The 26,701-nt window shown below is 69.9% G+C and carries 25 protein-coding genes and 1 pseudogene; 12 read left to right on the top strand and 14 right to left on the bottom strand.

Translation table 11 applies throughout. The features are described from left to right. Nucleotides 1-15: 15 nt before the first annotated feature. A complete protein-coding gene (locus E4V01_RS02905; protein WP_135297335.1) occupies nt 16-1,440 on the bottom strand; it encodes a trehalose-6-phosphate synthase in 1,425 nt (474 codons plus the stop codon). A gap of 522 nt (nt 1,441-1,962) precedes the next feature. Here E4V01_RS02905 and E4V01_RS02910 point away from each other — a divergent pair. From E4V01_RS02910 to E4V01_RS02925, 4 genes are all read left to right on the top strand, one after another. Then, nucleotides 1,963-2,442: a hypothetical protein gene (locus E4V01_RS02910; protein WP_135297336.1), complete on the top strand. Its 480-nt coding sequence runs from the start codon at nt 1,963-1,965 to the stop codon at nt 2,440-2,442. Between the two features lie 11 nt (nt 2,443-2,453). Next, nucleotides 2,454-2,861: a phage holin family protein gene (locus tag E4V01_RS02915; protein WP_060769214.1), complete on the top strand. Its 408-nt coding sequence runs from the start codon at nt 2,454-2,456 to the stop codon at nt 2,859-2,861. Then, complete coding sequence (locus E4V01_RS02920; protein WP_060769215.1) at nt 2,858-3,244, top strand: DUF3618 domain-containing protein; 387 nt, start codon at nt 2,858-2,860, stop codon at nt 3,242-3,244. Before E4V01_RS02915 ends, E4V01_RS02920 begins: the two co-directional genes overlap by 4 nt. Nucleotides 3,245-3,309: 65 nt before the next feature. Continuing rightward, complete coding sequence (locus E4V01_RS02925) at nt 3,310-4,122, top strand: DUF883 family protein (RefSeq protein WP_135297337.1); 813 nt, start codon at nt 3,310-3,312, stop codon at nt 4,120-4,122. A gap of 390 nt (nt 4,123-4,512) precedes the next feature. On the opposite strand, the gene hisS is transcribed toward E4V01_RS02925, so the two are convergent. The 5 genes and pseudogenes from hisS to secB form a co-directional block, all read right to left on the bottom strand. After that, nucleotides 4,513-6,024, bottom strand: coding sequence for a histidine--tRNA ligase (gene hisS / locus E4V01_RS02930; protein WP_060769217.1), 1,512 nt, complete (start codon nt 6,022-6,024; stop codon nt 4,513-4,515). Nucleotides 6,025-6,107: 83 nt separating this feature from the next. Beyond that, nucleotides 6,108-6,479: a tRNA-binding protein gene (locus tag E4V01_RS02935; RefSeq protein ID WP_135297338.1), complete on the bottom strand. Its 372-nt coding sequence runs from the start codon at nt 6,477-6,479 to the stop codon at nt 6,108-6,110. Between the two features lie 134 nt (nt 6,480-6,613). Further along, nucleotides 6,614-6,872, bottom strand: a pseudogene (locus tag E4V01_RS26655) (DUF3429 domain-containing protein); the annotation flags it as partial. A 39-nt stretch (nt 6,873-6,911) separates the two neighbouring features. Then, a complete protein-coding gene (locus E4V01_RS02945) occupies nt 6,912-7,514 on the bottom strand; it encodes a hypothetical protein (protein ID WP_135297339.1) in 603 nt (200 codons plus the stop codon). Between the two features lie 200 nt (nt 7,515-7,714). Beyond that, a complete protein-coding gene (gene secB, locus E4V01_RS02950) occupies nt 7,715-8,221 on the bottom strand; it encodes a protein-export chaperone SecB (RefSeq protein ID WP_003601188.1) in 507 nt (168 codons plus the stop codon). 496 nt (nt 8,222-8,717) lie between these two features. Here secB and E4V01_RS02955 point away from each other — a divergent pair, with 496 nt between their 5' ends. The 5 genes from E4V01_RS02955 (at nt 8,718) to poxB (ending at nt 15,092) form a co-directional block, all read left to right on the top strand. After that, nucleotides 8,718-9,437, top strand: a complete 720-nt coding sequence (locus E4V01_RS02955) for a Tim44/TimA family putative adaptor protein (RefSeq protein WP_060769220.1) — start codon at nt 8,718-8,720, stop codon at nt 9,435-9,437. A gap of 12 nt (nt 9,438-9,449) precedes the next feature. Further along, the gene (locus E4V01_RS02960; protein ID WP_193763134.1) at nt 9,450-10,706 is read left to right on the top strand and encodes a murein transglycosylase A; all 1,257 of its coding nucleotides are present in this window, start codon (nt 9,450-9,452) and stop codon (nt 10,704-10,706) included. Beyond that, on the top strand, nt 10,703-11,458 hold the full coding sequence (locus E4V01_RS02965) for a Smr/MutS family protein (RefSeq protein ID WP_135297341.1): 756 nt from the start codon (nt 10,703-10,705) through the stop codon (nt 11,456-11,458). The genes E4V01_RS02960 and E4V01_RS02965 overlap by 4 nt, the downstream gene beginning before the upstream one ends. 252 nt (nt 11,459-11,710) lie before the next feature. After that, nucleotides 11,711-13,054, top strand: coding sequence for a transcription termination factor Rho (rho, locus tag E4V01_RS02970; RefSeq protein ID WP_060769223.1), 1,344 nt, complete (start codon nt 11,711-11,713; stop codon nt 13,052-13,054). Between the two features lie 304 nt (nt 13,055-13,358). Beyond that, nucleotides 13,359-15,092 carry a ubiquinone-dependent pyruvate dehydrogenase gene (poxB, locus tag E4V01_RS02975; RefSeq protein WP_060769224.1) on the top strand — a complete coding sequence of 578 codons (1,734 nt, stop codon included), beginning with the start codon at nt 13,359-13,361 and terminating at the stop codon, nt 15,090-15,092. 211 nt (nt 15,093-15,303) lie between these two features. Here the strand turns inward: poxB and E4V01_RS02980 are convergent, their stop codons facing one another. The 3 genes from E4V01_RS02980 to E4V01_RS02990 all read right to left on the bottom strand — a co-directional run bounded on the left by E4V01_RS02980 (nt 15,304) and on the right by E4V01_RS02990 (nt 18,290). Next, entirely contained in the window at nt 15,304-16,224 is a 921-nt protein-coding gene (locus tag E4V01_RS02980) for a hypothetical protein (RefSeq protein WP_135297342.1), read from the bottom strand. A gap of 373 nt (nt 16,225-16,597) precedes the next feature. Next, entirely contained in the window at nt 16,598-17,344 is a 747-nt protein-coding gene (locus E4V01_RS02985) for a TerC family protein (RefSeq protein WP_060769226.1), read from the bottom strand. Between the two features lie 16 nt (nt 17,345-17,360). Beyond that, complete coding sequence (locus E4V01_RS02990; RefSeq protein ID WP_060769227.1) at nt 17,361-18,290, bottom strand: lipid kinase; 930 nt, start codon at nt 18,288-18,290, stop codon at nt 17,361-17,363. Between the two features lie 577 nt (nt 18,291-18,867). Between E4V01_RS02990 and E4V01_RS02995 the strand changes: the two genes are divergently transcribed. Continuing rightward, nucleotides 18,868-19,671, top strand: coding sequence for a hypothetical protein (locus E4V01_RS02995; RefSeq protein ID WP_060769228.1), 804 nt, complete (start codon nt 18,868-18,870; stop codon nt 19,669-19,671). Nucleotides 19,672-20,085: 414 nt separating this feature from the next. Further along, nucleotides 20,086-21,396 (top strand): thermonuclease family protein, encoded by a 1,311-nt coding sequence (locus E4V01_RS03000; RefSeq protein ID WP_135297343.1) that lies wholly within the window; start codon nt 20,086-20,088, stop codon nt 21,394-21,396. A gap of 133 nt (nt 21,397-21,529) precedes the next feature. Here E4V01_RS03000 and E4V01_RS03005 read toward each other — a convergent pair whose 3' ends face one another. From E4V01_RS03005 to E4V01_RS03025, 5 genes are all read right to left on the bottom strand, one after another. Then, on the bottom strand, nt 21,530-22,408 hold the full coding sequence (locus E4V01_RS03005) for a phosphatase PAP2 family protein (protein ID WP_135297344.1): 879 nt from the start codon (nt 22,406-22,408) through the stop codon (nt 21,530-21,532). Nucleotides 22,409-22,572: 164 nt separating this feature from the next. Then, on the bottom strand, nt 22,573-23,451 hold the full coding sequence (locus E4V01_RS03010; protein ID WP_060769231.1) for an alpha/beta fold hydrolase: 879 nt from the start codon (nt 23,449-23,451) through the stop codon (nt 22,573-22,575). Beyond that, nucleotides 23,451-24,293 carry a 2,3,4,5-tetrahydropyridine-2,6-dicarboxylate N-succinyltransferase gene (gene dapD, locus E4V01_RS03015; RefSeq protein ID WP_015822170.1) on the bottom strand — a complete coding sequence of 281 codons (843 nt, stop codon included), beginning with the start codon at nt 24,291-24,293 and terminating at the stop codon, nt 23,451-23,453. The genes E4V01_RS03010 and dapD overlap by 1 nt, the downstream gene beginning before the upstream one ends. Before the next feature lie 161 nt (nt 24,294-24,454). Then, entirely contained in the window at nt 24,455-24,922 is a 468-nt protein-coding gene (locus tag E4V01_RS03020) for a Crp/Fnr family transcriptional regulator (RefSeq protein WP_135297345.1), read from the bottom strand. 185 nt (nt 24,923-25,107) lie between these two features. Further along, the gene (locus tag E4V01_RS03025) at nt 25,108-25,794 is read right to left on the bottom strand and encodes a response regulator transcription factor (protein ID WP_060769233.1); all 687 of its coding nucleotides are present in this window, start codon (nt 25,792-25,794) and stop codon (nt 25,108-25,110) included. A 290-nt stretch (nt 25,795-26,084) separates the two neighbouring features. Here E4V01_RS03025 and E4V01_RS03030 point away from each other — a divergent pair, with 290 nt between their 5' ends. Further along, a complete protein-coding gene (locus E4V01_RS03030) occupies nt 26,085-26,678 on the top strand; it encodes a L,D-transpeptidase (protein ID WP_135297405.1) in 594 nt (197 codons plus the stop codon). Nucleotides 26,679-26,701: the final 23 nt, after the last annotated feature.

Here is a 26,701-nt window from a genome sequence, read left to right on the forward strand (position 1 = left end):
GGCGGAAGCCCCGCTCTACTCCGCCGCCGCCGCCGTCGTGCTCGGCGGCTCGCGCTCGACGGTGCGGAAGGTCTCCAGCTCCACCATGAAGCAGCGGGCCCACCAATCCACGTCCTCGCGCCGCATGCGGTCCGCCATCGGCTTCCAGCGCTCCAGGCGCTCGCCGCGGGGCATGTAGAGCGCCTGCCGGATCGCCTCGGCGACCTCGAAGCGGTCGTAGGGATTCACGAGCAGCGCCTCGGGCAACTGCCGGGCTGCGCCTGCGAATTTCGAGAGGACGAGGACGCCGGGATCCTCCTCGCTCTGGGCGACGACGTATTCCTTGGCCACCAAGTTCATGCCGTCGCGCATGGGCGTGACGAGGCCGACGCGGGCGGCCCGGTAGAGCCCGGCGAGAACGGGGCGCGGATAGGCCTTGGTGACGTATTGGATCGGTGTCCAGGCCGGCTCGCCGAGCATGCCGTTGATGTCGCCGACCTTCTCGTTCACCTCGCGCGAGAGCTGCTCGTATTCCGGCACCTCACTGCGGGATTTCGGCGTGATCTGGATGTAGACGACGTTGCCGCGCTGGTCCGGATTCGAGGCGAAGAAGCGGTCCACCGCCTCCATGCGCTCGGGCACGCCCTTCGAGTAGTCGAGCCGATCGACGCCGATGAGCAGCTTGCGGGTGCGCAGGCCCGCCATGGTCTCGCGCACCACCTTGTTGGAGCCGGCCTTGTCGGCGGCCTCCTTGAAGCTGGCGACATCGATGCCGATGGGGAAGCTGCGGATCCGCGTGCGCCGCCCGTCCACCATCATCGAGCCGCCGCCGAGCGGGATCGCCCGCATCGTGTCGATGAAGTTGCGCGAGAGGTTCTGCACGTCGGCATCGGTCTGCAGGCCGATCAGGTCGTAATCGGCTATGGCGCGCAGCAGCTCGTTGCTGGCGGGCAGGGTGTTGAACACGTCGGCGGCGGGCCACGGGATGTGGTGGAAGTAGCCGATCGGGTTGGCGATACCCTGGCCGCGCAGCTCGCTCGCCAGCGGCAGCAGATGGTAGTCGTGGACCCAGATCAGGTCGTCCGGCTCGACGAGCTTGGCGAGCGCCTGGGCGAAGGTCTGGTTGACGCGCTGGTAGCCGGCATAATCCGAGCGGGAGAACGTCCCGAGCCCGATCCGGTAATGCATGATCGGCCAGAGCGCCCGGTTGGCAAAGCCGGCGTAGTACTCGCGGTGGTCTTGCGGCGAGAGGTCGAGGACGGCGTACTGGATCGATCCGCGGTCGATCAGTTCCGGCTCGGTGCTCGGGTTGTCGCGGATGTTCCCGCTCCAGCCGAACCACAACCCCTCGTAGGAGGAGAAAGCTTCCTTGACCGCAACGGCGAGTCCCCCTGCGGAGACCGCATCCTTACCCTCGGCGGGTACGGCAACACGGTTGGAGACGATGATCAGACGTGCCACGAACCCGGCTCCGGTCCTTGCTGGGGCCGGCACGCGGCGCGCGCCAGCCGAAGGGTCTTGCGTCTGGGTGAAAACGCGCGGAAGCCTGGCGCGATCCGTCGAGATGCAGCCAAACGCATCCCCCCCTGCAGGTCAAGCGGGCGGACCGACGATGTTACCGCTGTTCGATCCCGCATCCGCCCGACCGGCCCCCACGCCTTCCCGCGTTCCCCGCAGTGCAGCAGAGCCGCCGCAACCATGCAAGGGCCAAGCTGAATAGGCGATGACATCCGGTCCTGAACCGGCCTGGGGCCGGAGAGCATGATCGACGCTGGTATCGGCATCGGAGCGGCGGCGCTTCCTCGCTTGTTCTGACTTCCGTTCGCGGAAGGCCGTTCGTTCGGCGACCGCGGCCCGGAAGGGTGTCGTGAAACGGAACTCCGCGAGGCAGCCAACGGTTCTCCGGCCACGTTAATCGCAGATCGAAGCGCATCCGCGCCGGTCCAGCGACCTTGACCAGCCATCCTGCCCGGAGACAAGCCCATGACATCGTCCGCGTCCCCAGATCCCGTCGGCGGCCCCAGGGCGGCCGACACCAAGGCCGACCTGGAGGATCTGCGCCACGACGTGGAAGACACCGCAAGTCTGGCGGCCGAGCGCGGCAAGGGGCTCGCCGCGGCCGCGCGCCAGCAGGCCCTCTCCTACGTCGACGACCGCAAGGGCGAGGCGGCCCGTTCCGTCTCGGACCTCGCCAAGTCCCTGCGCGATTCAGGCAAGACCTTCGACGATCGCCCCAACATCCGCGCCTTCTTCGACAGCGCGGCGGAAGGGCTCGACGACCTCGCCGGCTCGATCGAGCGGCGCAGCCTCGAGGACTTCTACCGTCAGGCGGAAACCTACGCCCGGCGCTCCCCGGTGACGGTGGCGGTCGGCGCGTTCGCGGCGGGCTTCCTGCTGTCGCGCTTCGTCAAGGCGTCGGGCAGCGCCGAGACGGACCACGCCTACGACGACTACCGGGTCTGAAGGGACGCGCCATGACAGGCCCCAACCCCTCCCCTCCCCCCTCCTCGATCCAAGCCCTCGTCGCCGATGCCCTGCGCGAGGCGAGTGAGCTTGCCAGCAAGGAGATCGCCCTCTTCCGCACGGAGATGACGAACAACGTCCGCTCGTTGTTCATCGGCCTCGCGATGATGGTGCTGGCCGCGGTGTTCGCGGTCACGGCGATGCTGGTGCTCATCGGCGCGCTCGTGAAGTTCGTCGCGACCCTCGTGGGGTCCGAATGGCTCGCGGCCCTGCTGGTGGGCGGCGGCATGCTGCTCGTGGCCGTCGTGCTCGGCGTCATCGGCGCCCGGGCGATGTCGCTGTCCAACCTCGCGCCGACCCGGACCTCGCGGCAGGTCCGGCAGGATGCCCGCGCGCTGACGGAAAGGGTTTCGGGATGAGCGAATCGATCTCTGATCTCGAGAAGGACATCGAGCAGAGCCGTGCCCGTCTCGATGAGACCATCGACCGGATCCAGGGGCGCCTGAACGCGTCGAGCCTCGTCGACGAGATGCTCGGTTCGGCCCGGCAGACGCCCTATAGCGGCTTCTACGACGACGCCCTGCTGGCGGTGCGGCGCAACCCCGTGCCGGTGCTGCTGATCGCGGCCGGCGTCGGCCTCCTGCTCAACGGCATGCGGACCGTCCGCCGTCCCTCTCCCTCCCGTGCCGTGGTGCCGGTGGAGGCCAAGCCCGTCATCGTGACGGGGGCCGACCGCACCTACGACCCCGACGCCCCCGGCGGGCGCCCCCTCCACGATCTGCCGCCTGAGCGTCAGGTCTGACCCCTCATCTCAGGCCGCGCGCGGAACGCCCCGCGCCGACGGCCGACCAGGAAACGGAGTCCATCATGAGCCAAGGCCCCAACCATCAAGGCCCTGTCACCACGCCGCCCTCCGGCGCGCCGGTGGAGACCCTGCCCGAGAACATCGCCGCCCGCTCCGGCATGCCCCGCGAGTCCGGCGTCGAGCACAATCTGCACGACATCTCCGACCGGGCGACCGCGCAGGGCCGCGACGCCAATGCCCGCCTGCAAGCCGGCCTGCAGGATACGACCGAACAGGCGCGGGAAGGCGCACGCAACCTGCGCGACCAGGCCGCGGACCGGGCTTCCGAGCTGAAGAACCGCGTGAGCGAGGCCGCCGATTCCACCCGCGCCCAGGCCAGCGACACGGTGCGCGCCGCCCGCGAACGGGCGGGCGAGACCTACGAGGATGCCCGCTCCTGGGTCGAGGACCGCTACGAGACGCAGCGCCAACGCGCCGCCGACCTTGCGGATCGCGGCTATCGCCGCCTGCACGAGGGCCGCACCGCTACGGAGCACTTCGTCTCCGAGAACCCGCTCCTCGTCGGCGTGGTCGGCCTTGCCGCCGGCCTGCTGCTCGGCGCGCTCCTGCCGCGCACCCGCCAGGAAGACCGGGCGCTCGGCCCCTATGCCGACGACCTGCGCGACCAGGGCATTCGCTACGCCCGCGACCTGACCCATCGCGGCCGCGCCTTCGTCGAGACGGCGCTCGATCCCGAAAACCTCGATGCGGCGGTCAAGCGCGCGAGCGCGGAAGGCGGCCCGCAGAGTGGTCAGCAGGGCGGACCGGCGACCGCCCAAGCGACCGGCTCGCGGCCCGGCTTCAACGAGACCGGACGGCCGGCGCAGAATCTGTAAGGGACAAGCGCGGGTCTTCCCCTCTCCCTGCACCCTGTCATGCGGGCCGGGAGCGGAGACCACGCCGGGGCATGGGGACGGTTCTCGACGAGGCTCGTCGGAACCGCCCCCTCACCTTCGGCCGCCGCCTCGCTTTGCCGACGATCCAAGTCGGGCCTGCCCGACTTGGGCCACGTGGATCAGAACTCGGGAACACCCGAGCTCTGTGGGCGTCAAAGCCCTCTCCTCGCACAGCGGGGCGAGGGGATGCTCTTCAAGGAGAGAATCGCCCTCCCGCCTCAAGCATCGTCCTGGATCCCCCAGATCCAGGACGATGCTTGAGGCTCTTGTTTTCGCATCATCTTTTTTCCGAAAGCCGGCAACCACCTTTCGGGACGATGCTCTGGCGCCTCACCCGAAATGCCGGGCCAGCGTTTCGCGAACCGCCTCGACCATCCGTTCCACCGGCACCGACACCTGGGCCGGGCGGGCGGCCTTCCATTCGGCATTGCTGGCGATGGCTTCGGCCGCGCGGGCACCCGCGATCAGATCCTTGATCTGGACCTCGCCGGCCTCGCGCTCGTTCGAGCCCTGGATGACGACGGCCGGCGCGCGGCGGCGGTCGGCGTATTTCATCTGCGCCTTCATCCCGGCCGCACCCAGATAGAGTTCGGCCCGGATGTTGTCCGCGCGCAGCCGCGCGACCAGCGCCTGATACTCGGCGATGTTCTCGCGATCGAGCACCAGCACCACGACCGGGCCGGGTTTGGCTGCGCCTTCCACCAGCGGGCTCTTGGTCAGCCGCAGGGCCGAGAACAGCCGCGAGACGCCGATGGAGAAGCCGGTCGCCGGCACCGGCTCGCTGCGGAAGCGACCGACGAGGCCGTCATAGCGACCGCCGCCCGCCACCGAGCCGAAGCGGACGGTCTGGCCGTCCTCGTTGGTGACGGGGAACGTCAGCTCCGCCTCGTAGACGGGGCCGGTATAGTATTCGAGACCGCGCACCACGGAGGGGTCGGCCCGCACCCGGTCATGGCCGTAGCCCGCCGCCTCGCAGAGCCGCATGATCGCGTGGAGTTCGGCGATGCCCTCGCGGCCGGTCTCGGAGGTGCCGACGACCTCCTGCCAGGAGCCGAAGAACTTTTCCCAGAACGCCATCCGGTCGGCGCCCTCGTGCGGGCTCGCCTCGAAGCCGACATAGGCGAGGATGCGCTCGATGGCGTCGTCGCCAAGCCCGGCGCCCTTGGTGAAGTCGCCGCTCTCGTCCTTGCGGCCGGGGCCGAGCAGGAGGCGAACGCCGTCGGCGCCGAGGCGGTCGAGCTTGTCGATGGCGCGCAGCACGGTGAGCCGCTGGCCGGCCTTGTCGGCCCCCGCGAGGCCGATCGCCTCCATCACGCCGTCGAGCACCTTGCGGTTGTTGACCTTGACGACGTACTGGCCGGCGAGCCCGAGGCGCTCCAGCGTGTCGGCCATCAGCATGCAGGTCTCGGCATCGGCCGCGACGCTGCCCGCGCCGACGATGTCGGCATCGAACTGCATGAACTGGCGGAAGCGGCCCGGCCCCGGCTTCTCGTTGCGGAAGACGTAGCCCGCCCGGTAGCTGCGATAGGGCTTCGGGATCGCGTCGAAGTTCTCGGCGACATGGCGGGCGAGCGGCGCGGTGAGATCGTAGCGCAGCGAGAGCCACTGCTCGTCGTCGTCCTGGAACGAGAACACGCCCTCGTTCGGTCGGTCGAGGTCGGGCAGAAACTTTCCCAGCGTCTCGGTGTACTCGACGAAGGGGGTCTCCAGCGCCTCGAAGCCGTAGAGTTCGAAGGTCTGCCGGATCGTGTCGAGCATCCGCCCCTGGGCCAGGATGTCGGCCTCCGTGCGGTCGGGGAAGCCGCGCGGCAGGCGGGGTTTCAGGGTGTCGGCCTTGGCCATGTCGTCGCCGATCGAGCGGGATGGGTCGGAAATGAGGTCCGGCTCTATCGCAGCCGCGGGCGGGGCGGCAACCCGATGGTGCGTTAGAAGAGCCGGCTGCCGTCCGGCACCGGGTGGTCGGGGGCGAACAGCACGACGGCGCCGGCCGGGTCGGCAAAGCCGAGCGTCAGCACCTCCGACAGGAACTTGCCGATCTGGCGCGGCGGGAAGTTCACCACCGCCGCGACCTGCCGGCCGACCAGGGTGTCGGGCCCGTAATGCTCGGTGATTTGCGCGCTGGAGCGCTTGGCACCGATCACCGGCCCGAAATCGATGACGAGTTTGATCGCGGGTTTGCGCGCCTCGGGGAAAGGCTCGGCGGAGACGACGGTGCCGACGCGGATATCGACGGCGAGGAAGGCGTCGAACCCGATCGTTTCGGATGCCGGGGCGGTGGGATCGTGGCTGACATGCATGGGGCGGTCGGAAAACGGGCTGGAGGGTCGGTGCGGGCTTTTACGAAAGCCGCCGACATTCTCCAATCCGCCCCCTCATCCTGAGGGACCCGCGTCAGGATGCGGGGCGTGAGGGCCCCCCGCCGAACGCGGACTCAGAGCGTGAAGCGGTAGGCCAGCAGGGCGGCGAGGCTGAGCACGGCGAGCGGGATCTGAGCCGGCCGCAGGCGCTCGAAGAACAGGGGCGCCTCGCCGCGGCGGCGGCGATGGGATCGAGGATCGTGATCGCGGTGAAGCCCGCGATCACCAGCATCAGTGCGAGGTTGGGAGAGCCGAGGGCGGAGGCGACGAGGGCCCAGAACCCAGGGAGAACAGGCCGAGCATGGTGGCGATCTGCGCCAGCGTCGCCCCGCCCCCGGGGCAACGCTCACCGCCGCCGGCCGCGCAACCCGGCTATCGTGGTGCGAGCCAGCGCTGGAAGCCGTCGGCGTAATCGTTGGCGGCCCGGTCGAACTGGTCGTCGGCCCCGGCCGACACCATGACGGCATCCACCAGCGCGACCGCGCCCTGGCCGGCGGGGCGGGTGCCGATCGCGCCCCGGTACGTCGTCAGCAGCGCACCCGAGCGCGCGTCGACCACGGCGATGTCGGCCTGCACGCTCGGATGGCCGCCGATGAGCACCCGCTGCGCCGCGGAGGGGATGTCGACCCGGTTGATCGTGGCGACGAGCCGCACCGGCCGGGTGCCCTCGGGCCGTTGCGCGACCGCGCGCTCCAGGGCGCGCTTGAGGCGACCGGCGGCGAGGTCGCGCAGATGGGCGCGGGCCTCCGGCGTCGCGGTCAGGGCCGGATCGGTCTGCGACAGGCCGCGGGCGCGCAGGTAATCGTCTTCGGCGGCGCTCCAGCGGATCGCGGCCTCGGGCGGGATGCGAACCTCCATGCTGGTGAAGCGCAGGTTGGCGGTCTCCTGCGGGGAGAGCGTATTGGGCGCGACGGTGGTGCAGGCGGACAGGCCGAGCGCCAGGAGAAGCGCGGCAAAGGTCGGACGGCGGAACATCGGCAAGGCTCGGGTCGGCAGCCAAAATCGGCTGCACCGGCGCGCTAGCACAGCCGTTGCGCGAGCCCTGCGGCCGACAGGTCACAAGGCGGCCAAAAACAAACAAATGATCGAAAATAAAAAACCCCGGGGCCGTCGGCTCCGGGGTTTTGCTCAGAGAATGCGAGAATCTGATCGAAAGCTGTCCCCGAAGGAGCGCCTCAGGAGGCGAGCGGTGCGCCCGGCTGGCCGCCCTGGGCCTGGGCTTCCATCATCTTCTGCTGATAGAGGCCGACGAAATCGATCGGGTCGATGTAGAGCGGCGGGAAGCCGCCGTTGCGCACGGCCTCGGCGACGATCTGGCGCGCGAACGGGAAGAGCAGGCGCGGGCACTCGATCATCACCGCCGGATGGATCTGCTCCTGCGGGATGTTGCGCATGCGGAAGATGCCGGCGTACTTCAGCTCGAAGGCGAACAGCACCTCGTTCTGGATCTTGGCATCGCCCTCGAGCGTCAGCTCGACCTCGAAGTCGGCCTCGGCGATCTGCTGGGCGTTGACGTTGACCTGAATGTTGATCTGAGGGCCGCCCTCCTGCGGCTGCAGGGAGCGCGGCGCGTTCGGGTTCTCGAAGGAAAGATCCTTGGCGTATTGCGCCAGTGCGTTGATCGCGGGCGCGAGATCCTGGCCCTGCGCGCCGTTGCCGTTCGGTGCCGCGGTATCGGCCATGGCGTCTCTCCTTCTTGCGTCGTCTTCGGCGCGCACGTGTCCCGCGCAAAGAGCGCCCCTCCGGCGCGGGCTGCGGCTACCATGCCCGTATCCAGCGAACAAGCCGAACCGAAGCAATCGCCCCGGCCCGCGCGAGGCTTCGAAGCCCGGTTCTGCGGCTCTCGCCGGGGAGCGCGTGAATGGGACGCGGACGCTCGTCTTGCGCGTTTCCCTGGAATACCTCGCAGGTCCGCCCATATGACGTTAAGGTCACGGACTTCGAACAGTCGGAGACACTCAGACCCAAGCGCCTACCAAGGTCTCCGTTCCCGGGTCGATCCCCGCGCCGCCCTCGGCTAAGAGCCGGTCTTGCGAACCCCTCTCCGGCTCCGGTCGGGAGCCTCGCGAAACCATCTCCCGGAGCGCGGCGAGCGGGATCAGGGGGCGGAGCTTTCCCGTCCAGGTGGCCTTACGGGTGCCGGACTCACGTGTGCGACGGTCACGATTCGGATCGGTGATGCAGGATTCCTTCGACGCAACCACTCTGATTTTCCTGGCGCTGGCCGTCTTCGTGATCTGGCGGTTGCGCTCGGTCCTGGGCCAGAAGACCGGTACCGAGCGCTCGCCCTTCCGGCCGGTGGAGCGCAACCGCACCGAGCCGCCGGGCGGCCGCGGTGAGGGCGACAACGTGGTGCGCCTGCCCGGCGCCGACCGTAGCCCGGCGGGCGCGGCGGCGGTGCAGACCGCGACCCGCGACTGGCGCGGCATCGCCGAGCCGGGCTCGGCGGTCGCCCGCGGCCTCGAGCAGGTGGTGCAGCTCGAACCGACCTTCGAGCCCCGCGCCTTCCTCGAGGGAGCCAAGGGCGCCTACGAGACCATCGTCACCGCCTTCGCCAAGGGGGACCGCAAGACCTTGCGCGCGCTCCTCTCGCGGGAGGTCTGCGAGGGCTTCGAGCGGGCGATCTCCGAGCGCGAGAAGCGCAACGAGACGGCGGAGACGACCTTCATCTCCATCGACAAGGCGGAGATCGCCGCCGTCGAGGTGAAGAACCGTGCCGCCCAGATCACCGTGCGCTTCCTCTCGAACCTTATCACCGCCACGCGCGACGCGGACGGCAAGGTGATCGACGGCCATGCCGAGACCGGCGTCGAGGTGCCCGACGTGTGGACCTTCGCCCGCACGCTCGGCTCGCGCGACCCGAACTGGCAACTCGTCGCCACCGACGCGGGCGGCTAATCGTTTCGCCTCATGCCGTGTTTGCGCGTTTCCCTTCCGGCCGCAGCGGTCCTCGCCGCTGCGGCCGTTTCCATTCCCGCCGGACCCTCGCACGCGGCTGAAGCGTTGCGCGTCCCTCCCCCGGTGGCGGGCGCCGTGCTGGAGCCAGTCTCCCTCGCCGCCCTGCCCGGCTGGCGCGAGGATGACGGGGCGGCGTCCCTCGACGCCTTCCGCCGCACCTGCGCCGGGCCCGGCCCCAATCCGCCCCAGATCGAGGGCGTGACGGGCTCGCCCGCCGACCTCGCGGCGGCCTGCGCCGCCGCAGCCGAGGTGAGGCCGAACGAGGCAAAAAAATTCTTCGAGGCGCGGTTCTCCGCCTACCGCATCGTCCGACCGGCGTCCGGAACGGAGCCTGAGCGCCGGGTCGGCTTCCTCACCGGCTATTTCGAGCCCGAGCTGACGGGGTCGCTCGAGCCGGGGCCCGGCTATACCGCACCCGTGCTGGCCCGGCCGGACGATCTCGTCAGCCTCGCTCCCGGCGAGACGGTGCCGGGGCTCGATCCGCTCTACCGGGCGGGCCGGCGCACCGAGACCGGGCTCGTCCCCTATCCCGAGCGCGCGGCGATCGAGGATGGGGCACTCGGCGAGCGGACCCGGCCGCTGCTGTGGCTGCGCGACGCCGTGGACCTCTTCGTGTTGCAGGTGCAGGGGTCCGGGCGGGTCCGCCTGCCCGATGGGCGCGGCATGCGGGTGCTCTACGACGGCAAGAACGGCCAGCCCTACACCTCGATCGGCAAGCTGCTCGTCAACGAGGGCCACCTGCCGATCAACGGGCTGAGCCTGGAGCGCTGGACGGCGTGGCTGCGGGCCAACCCCGATCATGCCCGCCGATTGATGCGGATGAACGCGTCCTACATCTTCTTCCGGATCGAGCCGGTGACCGACCCCGCCCTCGGGCCGCCCGGCGCCGCCGGCGTACCGCTGAGCCCGGGGCGCAGCATGGCCGTCGACGGGAACCTCTGGCGCTACGGCCTGCCGTTCTGGCTGGAAGGCAAGCTGCCGGGCCAGCCCGGCCGCGGCCATCTGGTCGTCGCCGCCGATACCGGTTCGGCCATCGTCGGCCCGGCGCGCGGCGACCTCTATGTCGGCACCGGCGCTGCCGCCGGACGGGCGGCGGGCGACCTGCACGACCGGATGGGCTTCGTGGTGCTGATCCCGAAGCCCGCCCCGGATGGCGCTGCCAAGGACGCGGCTGCACCGGAGGCCGCTGCCGGAGAGGCACGGCCGTGAGCGCGCGACCGCCGCGGCGCTCGCGCCTGCTCTCGCGCGAGGAGGCGCATCTCTGGGGCGAGATCGCCAAGCTGATCACGCCCCTGCGGGGTCGCGCCAAGCCGAAAAAGCCCGCTCAGAAGGGCGCCGAACAGCCCGCGCCGCCGGTCGCCGGTCCTGCGGCGAAGGTTGCCGAGCCAGCTCCGACGCCTGCCGCCAAGCCTGCCTGGAAACCCACCTCCCCTCCCCCGGCCGCCCCCACCAAGCCTGTCCCACCCAAGCCTGGCCCTCCCAAGCCTGGCCCTCTCGTCTCCCTGTCGCGAGCCGCGTCGAAGCCGCTCAAGCTCGGCGACCTCGCTCCCGAGATCGCCCGAGCCAGCGCCGCGCCCACTCCCCCCCTTCCCCCAGCGTCCCTGGGGGCGCCGGGTCTGGAGCGGCGGGAGCGGCGCGGGTTGGAGCGGGGTACGCTGACGATCGAGGCACGCATCGATCTGCACGGGTTGTATCAGGCGGAGGCGCATGCGGCCCTGGTCGGCTTCCTGCTACGCTCCCGCGCGGCGGGGCATGCCCGCGTGCTCGTGGTGACCGGCAAGGGCGGCGAGGATTTCGGCGGTCGCGACCGCGCCGGCTTCTCCGAGCGCGGCGTGCTCCGCCGCAGCGTGCCGCACTGGCTGCGGGGCCCGGAATTGCGCGGCCTCGTGCTCGGTTTCGAGGAGGCGGCCCGCCACCACGGTGGAGGCGGCGCCCTCTACGTGCGCCTGCGGCGGCGGTAGGCCGACTCGCCAAACCCTAAGATGGAAATCGGCGGGCGGGGTCTTGAGCTGGGTGGCGAAACGCGCTACTGAACGATGCTCTCCCATTGCAGCCGTGTCGCATTCCGAGGTCTTTCTGACCGAGCGGAACCGATGCGCGGGCCGGGCCGCGCGCCCGCGACGGCTACGGACCCCGGGGCGCTTCCCCAGCGCCCGGCTCTGCTCCCGAACCGGCCGACCATTCCCCGCCCTTCGTTGGTTGCATCTCCCCACATGACGTCACAGAACGACGCTCTCACCCCCGTTGAAGCTCCGGCGGAAGCCGTCGTCGCGCCGGCCGATCTCGTCGCCCGGCGTGAGGTGAAGCTTCAGGACCTCAAGTCCAAATCGCCGACCGAGCTCACGGCCTTCGCGGAGGAGGTCGATGTCGAGAACGCCTCGACCATGCGTAAGCAGGAGCTGATGTTCGCGATCCTCAAGCAGCTCGCGGCCAACGAGACCGAGATCATCGGCGCCGGCACGGTCGAGGTGCTCCAGGACGGGTTCGGCTTCCTGCGCTCGCACGATTCGAACTATCTGCCCGGCCCGGACGACATCTACATCTCGCCGACCCAGATCCGCCGCTTCGGCCTGCGCACGGGCGACACCGTCGAGGGCCCGATCCGCGGCCCCAAGGACGGCGAGCGCTATTTCGCGCTGCTCAAGGTCAACACGATCAACTTCGAGAACCCGGAGAAGATCAAGCACAAGGTCCACTTCGACAACCTGACGCCGCTGTTCCCGACGCAGCGCTTCAAGCTCGAACTCGACAATCCGCCGAAAAAAGACTTCAGCCCCCGGATCATCGACATCGTCTCGCCGATCGGCAAGGGCCAGCGCGCGCTGATCGTCGCGCCGCCGCGCACCGGCAAGACCGTGCTGATGCAGAACATCGCGCAGTCGATCACGATCAACCATCCGGAATGCTACCTCATCGTGCTGCTCATCGACGAGCGCCCGGAAGAGGTGACCGACATGATCCGCTCGGTGAAGGGCGAGGTCATCGCCTCGACCTTCGACGAGCCGGCCACCCGCCACGTGCAGGTCGCCGAGATGGTGATCGAGAAGGCCAAGCGCTTGGTCGAGCACGGCCGCGACGTGGTGATCCTCCTCGACTCCATCACCCGCCTCGGCCGCGCCTACAACACGGTGGTGCCGTCCTCCGGCAAGGTGCTGACCGGCGGTGTCGATGCCAACGCCCTGCAGCGGCCCAAGCGCTTCTTCGGCGCGGCCCGCAACATCGAGGAGGGCGGCTCGCTCTCCATCATCGCGACCGCGCTGATCGACACCGGCTCGCGCATGGACGAGGTGATCTTCGAGGAGTTCAAGGGCACCGGCAACTCCGAGATCATTCTCGACCGCAAGGTCTCCGACAAGCGCATCTTCCCGGCCATCGACATCACCCGCTCCGGCACCCGTAAGGAAGAGCTGCTGGTGCCGCCGGACGCGCTCAAGAAGACTTACGTCCTGCGCCGCATCCTCAACCCGATGGGCGTCACCGACGCGATCGAGTTCCTGATGGACAAGCTGCGCCAGACGAAGAGCAACGGCGACTTCTTCGACTCGATGAACACGTAAGGCGAGGCACCTCGCCGAGGCTTTTTGCCGAGAGGCCGGCCGACACGATCGGCCGGCCTTTTTTTATTTCGGACCGTATCGCGCGAAGGGCTGGTTCGGGCACAGTGCGGCCCGGATGACAAAGGGCCTTCGCCGATCCGGTCCGGCCGGTATCGACGAAGTCACGATCCTGCCGGAGGCGACGCGCCCGGTATGTGAAATTGTGCAGTCATTGCAAAATCTTCGACCCATCCGAACCTTCGCTTGCGTCTGACGTTGGCCCGCCGTCACTGCCTTTCGAGGCGGTTCTGTTCGGAGACGGCGCATGGCAACCCGCAACGTATCGGATCTCGTGGTCGAGACGCTCCAGCAGGCGGGCGTGCGCCGCGTCTACGGCCTCGTCGGCGACAGCCTGAACGGAATCACCGAGGCGATCCGCGCCCGCGGCGTCATCGATTGGGTTCATGTCCGTCACGAGGAAGTCGCCGCCTTCGCCGCCGCAGGCGAGGCGCAGGTGACGGGTGAACTCGCGGTCTGCGCCGGCTCCTGCGGACCGGGCAACCTCCATCTCATCAATGGCCTGTTCGACGCCCACCGCACCCGCACGCCGGTCCTGGCGATCGCCGCGCATATCCCGTCGAGCGAGATCGGCCTCAACTACTTCCAGGCGACGCGGCCCGAGGAGCTGTTCCGCGATTGCAGCCATTTCTGCGAGACGGTCTCGGACCCGGAGCAACTGCCCAACGTCCTGGAAGCGGCGATCCGCTCGGCCGTCGGCAAGCGCGGCGTCGCCGTGGTGGTCATCCCCGGAACCGTCGCTCTGAAGGAAGCGCCCAAGCGCGCATTGTCCGCCCCCGCGACGCTGCGCCCCCGCGCACCGGTCACGGTTCCGCCCGCCGATGAACTCGACCGCTTGGCGGACCTCCTCAACGGATCCAAGAAAATCACGCTTCTATGCGGACGCGGCTGCGCCGGTGCGCACGCGCCGCTGATGCGGCTGGCCGAACGTCTCAAGAGCCCGATCGTCCATGCGCTCGGCGGCAAGGAGCATGTCGAGCACGACAACCCCTACGATGTCGGGATGACCGGGCTGATCGGGTTCAGTTCGGGCTATGCGGCGATGGAAGCCTGCGAGACCCTGCTGATGCTGGGGACCGACTTCCCCTACCGCCAGTTCTACCCCGAACACGCCAAGATCGCGCAGGTCGATCTGCGTCCGGAGAATCTCGGCAAGCGCTGCCGGCTCGAACTCGGTCTCGTCGGCGATGTCGCCGCCACCATCGACGCCCTTCTGCCACGCCTGACCGGCAACGACAGCGGGCGCCATCTGGAGTCCAGCCTCAAGCATTACGCCAAGGCGCGCGAGGATCTCGACGATCTCGCCACCGGCAAGCCGGGGCGTAAGCCGATCCACCCGCAATACCTCACTCGGCTCCTCAGCGAGGCGGCCACCGATAACGCGGTGTTCACGGCCGATGTCGGCACGCCCACAGTCTGGGCGGCGCGCTACCTCGCCATGACGGCTGGGCGGCGCCTGATCGGTTCCTGGGCGCACGGCTCGATGGCGAACGCCCTGCCGCACGCCATCGGCATCCAGGCGGCGAGCCCCGGCCGGCAGGTGATCTCGCTGTCGGGCGATGGCGGCTTCGCGATGCTGATGGGCGACATCCTCACCCTGACGCAGGAAAAGCTGCCGGTGAAGGTCGTCATCTACAACAACGGCACGCTCGGCTTCGTCGAGTTGGAGATGAAGGCCGCGGGCTATCTGGAGACCGGCGTCACGCTCGAAAACCCGGATTTCGCCGCCATGGCCCGCGCCATCGGCATCCATGCCTACCGGGTCGAGGATCCGGGCGACTTGGAAGGCGCGATCCAGGATGTTCTGTCCCATCCCGGCCCGGCCCTCCTCGACGTGGTGACGAACCGGCAGGAGCTGGCGATGCCGCCGAAGCTTCAGGCCGAGCAGGTGAAGGGTTTCAGTCTTTACGCGCTCCAAGCCGTGATGAACGGACGCGGCGACGCGATCCTCGATCTGGCCAAGACCAACTTGCTGCGCTGAATCCATCGCGCCGCAGCGCGCCCTCAGGCGAGACGCGCGCTGCCGGCCCGGACGTTGCCGGCCCACCGTACCGAGCCGAAACCGCAAGGACGGCCCGAGCGAGAGCGGCGATGCTCAATCCTCTTGTTTTTGCATCATCCTTTTCCGAAAGCCGGCAACCACCTTTCGGGATGATGCGCTAAGCCTTGGGAATTCTCGGCGGCGATACGATTCAGCCGCTGCGCCCGGCTTCCGCGCCGAGGCCGCGCTGCGCCTTCGAGCGCAGGCGCTTGTTCTGAAAGACCAGTGTGACGGTGCCGCCGCTGCCGCGGTCAGACCAGAGATAGGTCTCGAAGGTGCCGACCCCGGGTATGGTCGTGGTGGCGTCGATGGTGCCGCGGCAGCCGAGCAGGCCCTCGGCCTCGGACAGACGCATCTCGGCCTGAAGCAGATCGAAGGCGCCGAGGCTGACCGGGCACTGGGTCCGCTCCGTCGGCGGCCGGTGCGCAGTGACCGACGCCGCGGCGGGGCGAGGCGGCTCGCCCGCTGCCGCATCGGTGGCCGACGGCTGCGCCCGCCAGGCTCGGGCGGGCGGCGCATCATCCCGCACATCGGAGGAGGGGGCTGGCATCGCGGCGAGCGCGCGTGGCGCTCCCCCCTGCGGGGCGCCGCTCTTCGCGGCGGGGGTGAAGGCCGGGCCCTGTCGCAGCCCAGCGGGCGCGGTCGGAGTGCCATCGCGGCCGGCTCCGTGCGGTGCCCGCTCCTCGCTCGCCTCGACGGGTGCGTGGGCATGCCCGACGACGATGGCCCGGCGCAGGGCCGTTTCCAAGCCGCGCAGGTCGCGGGCGAGGCGCTCGCTCAACCCGGTGCGGGCCCCCCCGGACTTGGTCTCGCAGGCCGCGAAGACGGAAACGGCGTCGCGGATCTCGTCCTCGGTCCACTGTCCGGCCGGCTTGCCGAACAGGTCGGCCTCACCTTGCGACACGGCATGTGCCGTGGGGGCGCCGAGCCGGCCGAGCCTCTCCTCCGCGAGGACGCGGTGCACGCCGCAGCCGCCAGCCGCCGCAAGGGCTGCGCGGAACGGCGAGGGTGCGGCAGCGAGGGAGGATCCGCACGCGGCGGCGAGCAGGGCCGGTGCGAGAAGGAAGCGCATGGAGGCATTCGCCTGGGTTCAGGTCATGCCACTTACTCGCGTGGTGCGGCGTGAACGGACCCTTACCCCGCAAGCCGAGGCAGACGGGCTTCGGCCCCTATGCCTTACCATTCGTTGACCGCCTCGCTCGGATCGAGCGCATTTGGCCCAAATGGAAACATGCTTGGCGAGCGGGCAAGGCCCCGGAAAACAGGCTCGCTCCTATGCCACTCGCCGGGGCTCGTGCCTCTTGTTTCGCATCCTCTCTTTTCCGAAAGCGGCAACCACCTTTCGGGACGATGCTCTCGCGCGGCCCCGGGGGAACGGTCGACCTGGAAGCGGTAGGCCGCCCCTTGGCAGACCCCCGCAGTTTTCACGGGAAAACTGCGGCGCTTCAGGCTCCGCCCGTCGGCGTCTTCGCCCGCCTGCGGCGGCGGGCCGCCATGTTGAGGCCCTCCACGCCGGCCGAGAACGCCATCGCGGTGTAGATGTAGCCCTTCGGCACATGCGCGCCGAAGCCTTCGGCGAGCAGCGTCATGCCGATCATGATGAGGAAGCCGAGCGCCAGCATCACCACGGTGGGGTTGGCGGCGATGAAGCGCGACAGCGGGTCCGCGGCGATCAGCATCACGGTCACGGCGGCGAGGACGGCGATCACCATGATCGGCACGTGCTCGGTCATGCCGACGGCGGTGATGATCGAATCGATCGAGAAGACGAGGTCGAGTACCAGGATTTGGCCGATGGCCGAGCCGAAGGTGAGCGCCGCCCGGCTGGCGGGCTTCTCCTCCGGGCTCGGATCGACGCTGTGGTGGATCTCCTTGGTCGCCTTCCACAGCAGGAACAGGCCGCCGGCGATGAGGATCAGGTCGCGCCAGGAGAAGCTCTTGCCCAGCACCTCGAAGACCGGCTCGGTCAGGTGGACGATCCAGGCCACGGTGCCGAGGAGCGCCAGCCGCAGGATCAGGGCGAGGCCGATACCCAAGCGCCGCGCCCGGCTCCGCTCGGCCTCGGGCAGCTTGTTGGAGACGATCGAGATGAAGATCAGGTTGTCGATGCCGAGAACGACTTCCATCACGACGAGGGTCGCCAGTGCCGCCCAGGCGGTGGGATCGGCGGCGAGGTGAAGCAGGCTGTCCACGGCCGGATCCGGGGGTTCAGAAGGGAAGAGGGAACCGGCTGGTGCTGCCGGGCGCGGCGTCCAGCGGCGCGAGAACGCGCACCGCCTTCGGCATCACCTTGAAATGGGCCGGCGTCCAGGTCGTCAACTCGCCGTCGGTGTTGACCGCCCGCGGCTTGCGGGTCGTCAGCATCAGTTCCGTGGTCTCGAAGGCCCGCACATCCGCGGCCTTGCCATGGGTCCCGCGGCGCAGGGCCGGCAGCAGCGCGATCAGCCGCCACCAATGGGCGACTTCGAGGCTGTAGAAATCGAGCCGCCCGTCATCCACGGTGGCGTCTTCCTGCACGGTCATGCCACCGCCGTAATGGCGCCCGTTGCCGACCGAAGCCTGGATGGTCGTTACCTTCTCGGTACGGCCGTCATGCTCGATCGTCACGGTGAAGGGCCGGGCGCGGCGCAGGAGTCGAAAAGCGGCGATGGCGTAGCCCACCGTGCCCCAGGTCTTCTTGGCCTCCGCCGTCAGCTCGCTGGCGAGATCGGCGGAAAAGCCGACGCTCGCGACGTTGAAATAATAGTGCCCGTTGACCCAGCCGAGGTCGATCGCCTTCTCCGGCGCCGTGGGGATCACGCGGGCGGCCGGCTCCGGCTCGAGAGGCAGGCCAAGGGAGCGGGCGAGGTCGTTGGCGGTGCCGAGCGGCAGGATGCCGAAGGGCAGCCCCGTCTCGACCAGGGCCGGCGCCGCCGCGTTCATGGTGCCGTCGCCGCCCCCGAGGATCACCAGATCGACGGAGCCCGCATGCCGCCCGATCACCTCCTTGCAATCGGCGCTGCCCTCCGGCTCGACGAGGTCGAGCCCCCCCTCGCGCAGGATCGTGCGGATCGCATCCAGCGGCGCGGACCCGCTGCGGGCCTTGGCGTTCACGAGAAGGAGCGCGCGGCGCTTCCCGGTCTGCGAGGTCGCGCTCAAGCAGCCGCTCCGCTCGCATCGGGCCGGAACAGGAAAACCAGCATGGCCGGCACAGGCATATCCTCGCACGCTTCCGCGCCGCGTTCGCGCCAGCGGTGAAAGAATCCGACATCACGGTCGACGCCTCGACCGTCAGAGGGGCCCGGACCCGTCCTCAGTGATCCCACCCGATGCTTCGCACAAGGCGCGCTCGGCCTGCTGCATGCGCGCGCAGGACGAGCCGGAATCCTCACGCTCAAGGTGGGCACTTCCCGCGCGATGGCAAGAGTGCGGGGCAAGAGTGCGGGGCAAGAGCGTGGGGCGGGAGCCCGGCTTCGTAGGCTCCGACGCGGGAAGCTTGGACAGCGGGGGTAACGGGCGGTCCAGCCCCGGCACCGGTCGCACCGGCGTCCGACTCGGTGTAGGCACTGAACCGGTGGCAGAATGGCGTGGAACCGTAGCGGTGCCGTCACGCGTTCCGTCTCACCGACCGCCTTTCGCGGAGTGCCGGCCGCCGTCACCCATCCGAGGTGAGCGCCGACGGTAACCCGGCCTTCCGCGAGGCATCTTCAGGCCTGCTCGCCCGATCGGTCCCGTCATGCGCCCCGTGCTGTTTCTGACCCTTCTCCTCTCCTCGGCCTGCGCGGCGGGAGGCGCCCTGGCCCAGCAGGGATCGAACTGGATCGACCCACCCGCCAAATCCGGGCCCGCCCCTGCCGGCGGCGAGCGGGCGAAGCCGGCGGCCAAGTCCGCCCCCCGTTTCGAGGCCGAACCGGAAGCCGCGCCCCGTTCGCGCCGGGCCGCTGCCGCCTCCCACTCCCCCGCCCGGCGGGACATGCACCGCCAGGACCGCACCCGTGCTGCCGAGATGCGCCGCGCCCGACGGGCCGCCATCCGCGAGCGGGCGCGCGAAGAGAGCCACGCCCATACCGCCCGGATGCACCGCCCTGCCCCGCCGCCCGCCGCGAACATGGCCCGCGCCGAGCCGGATCCGCGCTTCTCCGATTGGGCCGTGGCGGCGCGTCGCCTGAGTCTCGGCTATCTCGACAGCGTATCGGCGCCCAACGGCGCGATGCTGTCCGCCGCGCCCCGCTTCTACGGCAGCACGGTGCGCTTCCACGGCCGTGTCATGACCATCAACGCGCTCCTGTCTGAGAAGCGGCGCTTCGCGCTGCGCTGGCCCGAGCGGCGCTACGAGCCGCACGGGGAACCGCGGATCGCCTGTGACGGACCCAGCGGCACCTGCCTCGTTCGCATCGTCCACGATTTCACGGCCGTGAGTCCGGCGCGCGGCGCGCGTTCGCAGGGGGTCGCCGAACTCACGCTGACGGTGAGCTTTGCCGGAGGAGCACCGGTCATCGTCTCGGAGTCGAGCCGCGTCCTGAGCCGGGCGGGGGCCTAACAGGCGAAGCCGAAAAGCCATCGCTCGAAGCGGAAGCCTAGAGCCGTATCCGACCCGATCGCATCAGGCCGGCGTCTCAAGCCCCTTGTTTTGACGCGCCTTCTTTCGACGAGCCGGTGACCACTTCGTCGCAAGGCGCTCTAAGTGTCGCTCACAAAACTCCCGCTGCGCCGTCCCCGTCAGAGGGAGAACGGTCAGAGATCGGGAGTTTTTCCGAGGCACGCTCAGCCCGCGGAGGCGGGCGCCGGCGAATGAGGCCGGATGGGAATCAGGGTGATGGCTTCGAGCGATCATCCTGCGGGATCAGCCGCCGCATCGACCGGATACTCCGGCCGGTCCATGCTGTAGAAGCAGCAGCCGGGTGCCGCCGTGAGGGGGTGCCCCGGCGACGATCGAGAACAGGGCATCGCACGCGTGAAGGGATCGGCAAAGGCCGCAGGCCGGAGCAAGGACGAGACGACGGCCCCGCCGGAGGCGCCGGTCTCCGAGGACGACCGCCGGATCCGCGCGCTGATCCTGGCCGAGCTCGACCGGCGCGGCGCGCGGCCGGTGGCACGCCGGACGCTGGCCTTGATCGCCGAGGGCTTCGTCGAGCCCGCCGATGGCGTGCCCGGCTACCGGATCGTCGACCGAACCGGCACGGTGCGCCTGCGGGGCGAGGCGGGTGCCGGCGTGCCGCTGACCCTGCACGACCTCGTCGATGAGCTTCGTGAGCGGCACGCGCCGCTGTTTCTCCCCCCTGCCCCCGAACCGGAACCGGAACCCGCCCGCGACACCATCGCCGACGTGCGGGCCGCGGGCGCCCGCTTCGTGGAGACGCAGTCGGCGCTCGCGCGCTCCCTGGCGAACACCTCTGCCGAGCGCAGCCGGGCGCTCGCCAGTGCGGCGAGCGAGACTGTCGAGGGCTGGCGCAGCCGGCTCGCCGAGCGGCTGAAGGCCCGGCCGAGGCCCGCACCGGTCAGCGCCGCCCTCGATCCGGCCGAGTCCTGGCCGAACGCGGCGGAGCGCCTTGCCGAGGCGCGCGCCCGCGTCGGAGACGGCTGGCGGCGCGTGGCCGGTGGGATTCAGCCCCACCGGGCGGCGACCCGGATTCGCGACCTCGCGGAGGATGCCTTCGCTGCCGGCAGCCGCCGGCCGGTTCTGCTGTTGGCATTCGGCGCCTTGGCCGGCGCAGGCCTCGTGGCGGCGCTCTCCCTGAGCGGACGCGACACGGAGGAATCCGGCCGCCCCGCCCCGCAGACCGCCGAAACGCAGGCCCCGCAGACGGCACCGGCCGAATCGCCGCCCGCCTCGCCTCGCGTCCCGGCGGCGGAGGAGCCAGCTCCGGACGCACCGCCCGCGGACGCGCCGGGGAATGCGGCCGAGCGACCGACCGAGCCGGAGGCGCCGCGCAAGGGTGGCAACAGCGCCAACGCTATCGTCGGCGTGCCGGAAGTGATCGACACGGCGACCCTGCGGGTCGGCGGCAAGGTCGTGCGCCTGTTCGGCGTCGAGTGGGTCCGCGGCGGCCAATCCGACGAACTGAGCAAGTATCTTCGCAAGCGCTCGGTGACCTGCCAGCCCGCGCCCGGCAGCACCGCGCATATCTGCACCGTCGAGGGCCGTGACCTCTCCGAGGTGGTGCTGTTCAACGGCGGCGGCCGCGCCTCGTCGGAGGCGACGCCGGATCTCGCGGCGGCCGAGGACCACGCCCGCACGGAGCGGCTGGGCGTCTGGAAGCGGTAAGCCGTCGGGGCCGGGCCTGGAGCATCGTCCCCGATATCGGATCCAGGACGATGCTCTATCCTCTCGTTTTTTACATCATCCTTTTCCGAAAGCCGGCAACCACCTTTCGGGATGATGCTCTATCCCGGTTTCGTCAGAGCAAAGGCTGGCGCGCGGCCGCATCCTCGCGGGCACAGAGCGTGGGATCGGGTTTCGCCCCCTCCCCGCTCAGCGCGCGTTTGAGATCGGCCCGGGCGCGCTCCAGATCGGTGCGAAAGCCGGGATCGGCGAGCAGCACGGCGACCAGCGCCGAGGCGCCGGTGCGGGCGGCCTCGACATCGCTGAGCCAATGGACGCCGCATACGACCCGGCTTTCGCCGTAGAGCCGGCTCCGCACCAGAAACTGCGTTGCCTTCTCCGGCATCAGGTTCGCCATGATCAGCCCGTAGGCCCATCCCTGGCCGGAATGGCCGGAGGGATAGCTGAAGCTGTCGGCGAGTTCGGCCGTGCGGGCGACGCAGATCGGCAAATCGTTGCCGACGAAGGGGCGCAGGCGGCGGTAGCGCCGCTTGGCCACGCGGGTGGCGCGGGCGATGTCGATGCGGGCCCGGTCGAGGAGCCGCATCAGGTCCGGCACGCTCGCTTGGTCGATGCGCCGGCCGAGGACGCAGGCATAATCCTCCAGAAGCGCGGCACCGCCGTCGGCGACGTCGTTGGTGGCGAGCGCCCAGCGCGGGCCGCCCTGGAAGGCGCGGGTCGCGTTGTAGACCGCCCGGTCGGCCGCCTCCGCCGCCGAGTGGCCCGCGGGGGGCGGCGGCAGGATCGCTACGAGATTCGGCGTCGCCTCCTCGCCGAGATAGCCCTTCGGGGCCGCGGTCGCGAGCTTGTCCTTCTCCAGCGAGGGAGCGGAGGTCGCCGGGCCGGCCGGTCCCGCCGGCTCGGCCCTGACGGGGGCGATCTGGGGCGGCTGGGCGGCAAGGATCAGCGTCAGCAGGGCGGCCAAGCGCACCGGCGCGCGGGTCGGGCGGGTCATCGCAAGAGAAACTTTCAGGCGCCGGGGCTGAACGGATCGTGGCGGAGGCCAGGAGCGGGCGTCAGTTTCGGGCTGATGCTTCCGGCCTGTCTAGGAGGGACGTGCGACGGATGCGTCACAGTCCCAATCCGCTGTCAGACCGCGCTGCCTTTTCGGGGCCGGCTTCAGGGCGCCCGGATCGCGGCGGCGACGTCGCGCGAAAACTCCTCGTGGGCGCTCAGCGCTCCCGGTACGGTCAGGGCCGAGACGCGGCCCGTGCCGATCAACGCATCCATCTCGGCGCCCGAGCGGCGCGGTGCCTTCTCCGGGCGCAGCACCCGCACCGGCGGCAGGCCGTCGCCGAACGCAGCCAGGAACGCCTCGCGCGAGGCGGCGGGATCGAGGCCGCCCGTCACGAAGGCCGCCGTGCCGAACCGGCCCCGGCTCTGGCGGGTGATGCGGTGCTTGGCAGCGATCACGGCCGGGGTCACATGCGACGGCTCGGCATAGACGTGGGCCCGCATCATCCGCCCGATGATCGGCGGGCTGATGTTGATCCGGTAGAGCGCCTCGCCGAGAAGCGGCATCTCGACCGCGCGGCGGATCCGGCCGAACCATGCGGCGCGCTCCGGCCCCATGGCCGTCGGCAACGGTCCGCGCCAAGTCGGCGCCACGAGCACGAGCCGTTCGAAGACACCGGGATGGCGGCGCGCGGCCGCGACGAGGTAGGGCGCGGCATGGCCCGCGGCGACGCCGAGCGCGTAGGGGCCGGGGGCGGCCGCCAGAAGCGCGTCGAGGAAGGCGTGCAGGGTGGTGGGATTCAGCGGCAGCCGCGCCCGCGGATGCGCGCCGAAGCCCGGCCAGTCGGGCACGAGGCAGCGATGCGTCGCGCTGAGTTCGCGAGCGAGCGGCAGCATCTCCTCGCGCGCCGAGATCGAGGAGAGAGCGGGCAGGAGCAGCGCGTCCGCGCCCTCCCCGACCACGGCACAGGGCGTCGCCACCCGATGCCCCGCGACGGTGAGGTCGAAGGTCCGGGTGGCGAGCGATGCGACGGCAGACGCCATCAGGTCCGCAGCAGCTCGTTGATGCCGGTCTTGGCGCGGGTGCCGGCATCGACGCGCTTGACGATCACGGCGCAGTAGAGGCCGGGGCCGGGGGTGCCGTCGGGCAGCGGCTTGCCGGGCGTCGTGCCCGACACCACCACGGAGTAGGGCGGCACGCGGCCGTAGAAGGTCTCGCCCGTGGTGCGGTCGATGATCCGGGTCGAGGCGCCGATATAGACGCCCATCGACAGGACCGAGCCCTCGCCGATGATCACGCCCTCGGCGACCTCGGCGCGGGCGCCGACGAAGCAGTTGTCCTCGATGATGACCGGGTTGGCCTGGAGCGGCTCCAGCACGCCGGCGATGCCGGCGCCACCCGAGATGTGACAGTTCTTGCCGACCTGCGCGCAGGAGCCGATCGTCACCCAGGTATCGACCATGGTGCCCTCGCCGACATGGGCGCCGAGGTTGATGAAGCTCGGCATCAGCACCGCGCCCGGCGCGATGTAGGAGCCGCGGCGCACGAAGCAGCCCGGCACGGCGCGAAAGCCCGCGGCGCGGAACTCGGCCTCGCCCCAGTTGGCGAACTTCGAGGGCACCTTGTCCCACCATGCGGAGGAGCCGGGTCCACCCTCGATCGGCACCATGTCGTTGAGGCGGAAGGACAGCAGCACCGCCTTCTTGAGCCACTGGTTGACCTGCCAGGAATCGCCCGCCTTCTCGGCGACTCGGGCCTGCCCGGAATCGAGCAGGTTCAGCGCCTCGTCCACCGCCTCGCGCACGGCGCCGGTGGTCGCGGTCGAGATGCCGGCGCGCTCCTCCCAGGCGGCTTCGATGGTCTTTTCGAGATCGGCGTGTGACATCGGGCTTTCCGGACTGAAGTGCATTCCGACGAAGCGGCAACCGGTTCGTCGAGAGAATGCACGTTGACACAAGGACCGAGAGTCGTCGGCCGATGCCATCGGGCCAGCGTCTCTGGTTCGGCGCGAAAGGTGGTCGTGCTTACAAAAGCCGGCCGGTCCTGTCACCGTTTGCGTGGCGCGAGGCCCACAAGCCGCTCACGCACGCCGGTCAGGCCCTGCACGAGATCGCGCAGCTCCTCGGCCATGCCGTCACGGATCGCCGCCGCCGCGTCGGGAAACTCGCGCAGGACGCGGCTCATCACCGAAGGCGTCACGCGCATCACTTCGGCCGGCTCGACCGCGCGTGCATCCGCCGGCCGCTCGACCTGGCGAAAGAGGGCATTGCGCCCGATGACCCCGGAGCGGGAAACCGTGACCGGCTCCGCGCCGGACCGCAGGGGGACGAGTGCGATGGTGCCGGACATGACGACGTAGCCGCCGTCGGACGGCTCGCCACGGGCGAAGAGCAGGTCGCCTTCCCCCAGGAGGCGGCGCTCACCGGCAAAGCAGAGCAGGCGCAGGGCGTCGCGCCCGAACAACTCGAACACGGGCGCCGCGGCGAGGATCGCGATGTCGTCGTCGAGCCCCAACGCCTCTCCGCCCCTGGCCGCGATACGCTACGCTCTTTGCATCGCCTCATGTCCGAAAGCCGGCGACCACCTTTCGGGACGATACGTGACTGTCCGGGCGCAAGCTTAACCGATGCGGAGGCAACGCGATACGTTGCCCGGCCGCAGGCTGTGCGGGACGGTGGATACCGGTGCCCGATCGGCCCTCACGGCAGCAGCTTGTAGCCGCCGCCTTCGGTGACGAGGATCGCGGCCACCGCCGGGTTCGGCTCGATCTTCTGGCGCAGCCGGTAGATATGCGTTTCGAGGGTGTGGGTGGTGACGTGGGCGTTGTAGCCCCAGACCTCGGCGAGCAGCGTATCGCGCCCCACCACCTCCCGGCCCGCCCGGTAGAGGTAGCGCAGGATCGCCGTCTCCTTCTCGGTGAGCTTCAGCTTGGAGCCGCGCTCGCCCACCAGCAGCTTGGCACCGGGCCGGAAGGTGTAGGGGCCGATGCGGAACACCGCGTCCTCGCTCGCCTCGTGCTGGCGCAGTTGCACCCGGATGCGGGCGAGCAGCACGGCGAACTTGAACGGCTTGACCACGTAATCGTTGGCACCCGCCTCCAGGCCCTCGACCATGTCGTCGTCGGATTCCTGCGCGGTCAGCATGATGATCGGGCCGCGATAGCCGTTGCGGCGCAGGGTCCGCACCGCCTCGCGCCCGTCCATGTCCGGCAGCGCGACATCCATCACGACGAGATCGACCGGCTCCTGCGTGACGCGGTTCAGCGCCCCGGTCGCCGTCGGCTCGCCGATGACGGAGAATTCTTCATAGGCGTCGATCTGTTCCGTCAATGCCTCACGCAGGGCGTCGTCGTCGTCACAGACGAGGAGGCAATAGGGGTTGGACATCGACGCAGCGGCTCTCAACAAGCATTCCGGCCACCTGGACTTCGCACAGAGATCCGGCAGGCGGCCAAGACGATTTCATCGCGGCACGCCGATTCGAATAGGCATATCGCCCATTGGCTGGCCGCGGACGGAACCCATGCGGTGCCGCCTGACGACAAACCTAGTTCGTTTTACGCGCCGGGAAATCCGGATTGCGCGCTTATGCAGAATTTTCGCCATCTTCCAGCTTTCTCTGCCGCGACATGACGTCAGGCCGGGCCAAGCTCGGAGCAAGCTGGGACGAACTGGCAATGTGGCGCGCTCAAGTTGCAAAGCAGGCCAAGGCCGCCACCTCGGTGAAGGGAAGGCCGCCCGCCACCCTCGGCCTGCTGCGGGTGCGCCCGCTGCCGGGCGATCCGACCCGCGGCACGCTGATCGCGGGTGGAGTCGTGATCCCGTGTGCCCTCGGGCGCTCCGGCATCACGGCGCAGAAGCGCGAGGGGGACGGAGCCTCGCCGCGAGGCATCTTTCGCCTGCGTGGCGGTTTCTACCGGCCCGACCGCTTCCCCGTCCGCCCCGTCAGCGCGCTCCCCTTGCGACCCACGCGACGTGACGACGGCTGGTGCGATGCGCCCCAGGATCGCCGCTACAACCGGCCGATCCGGCTGCCGAGCACGGCGGCGAGCGCCGAGCAGCTCTGGCGCGATGACGGGCTCTACGACCTCGTGATCGACCTCGATTACAACCGCGGTCCGATCCGTCCGGGCCGAGGCTCGGCGATCTTCCTGCACATCGCCCGCAGCGGCTACCGTCCGACGGAAGGCTGCGTCGCCCTGAAACCCGCCGACCTGCTGCGCCTGCTCCGCCGCCTCGGGCCGGGAACACGGATGAAGATCGGGCGATGACCGTTCGTTAGTCGGCTCATTCT

The sequence above is a fragment of the Methylorubrum sp. Q1 genome (assembly GCF_004683995.1).
In the GTDB taxonomy this organism is placed as follows: Bacteria; Pseudomonadota; Alphaproteobacteria; order Rhizobiales; family Beijerinckiaceae; genus Methylobacterium.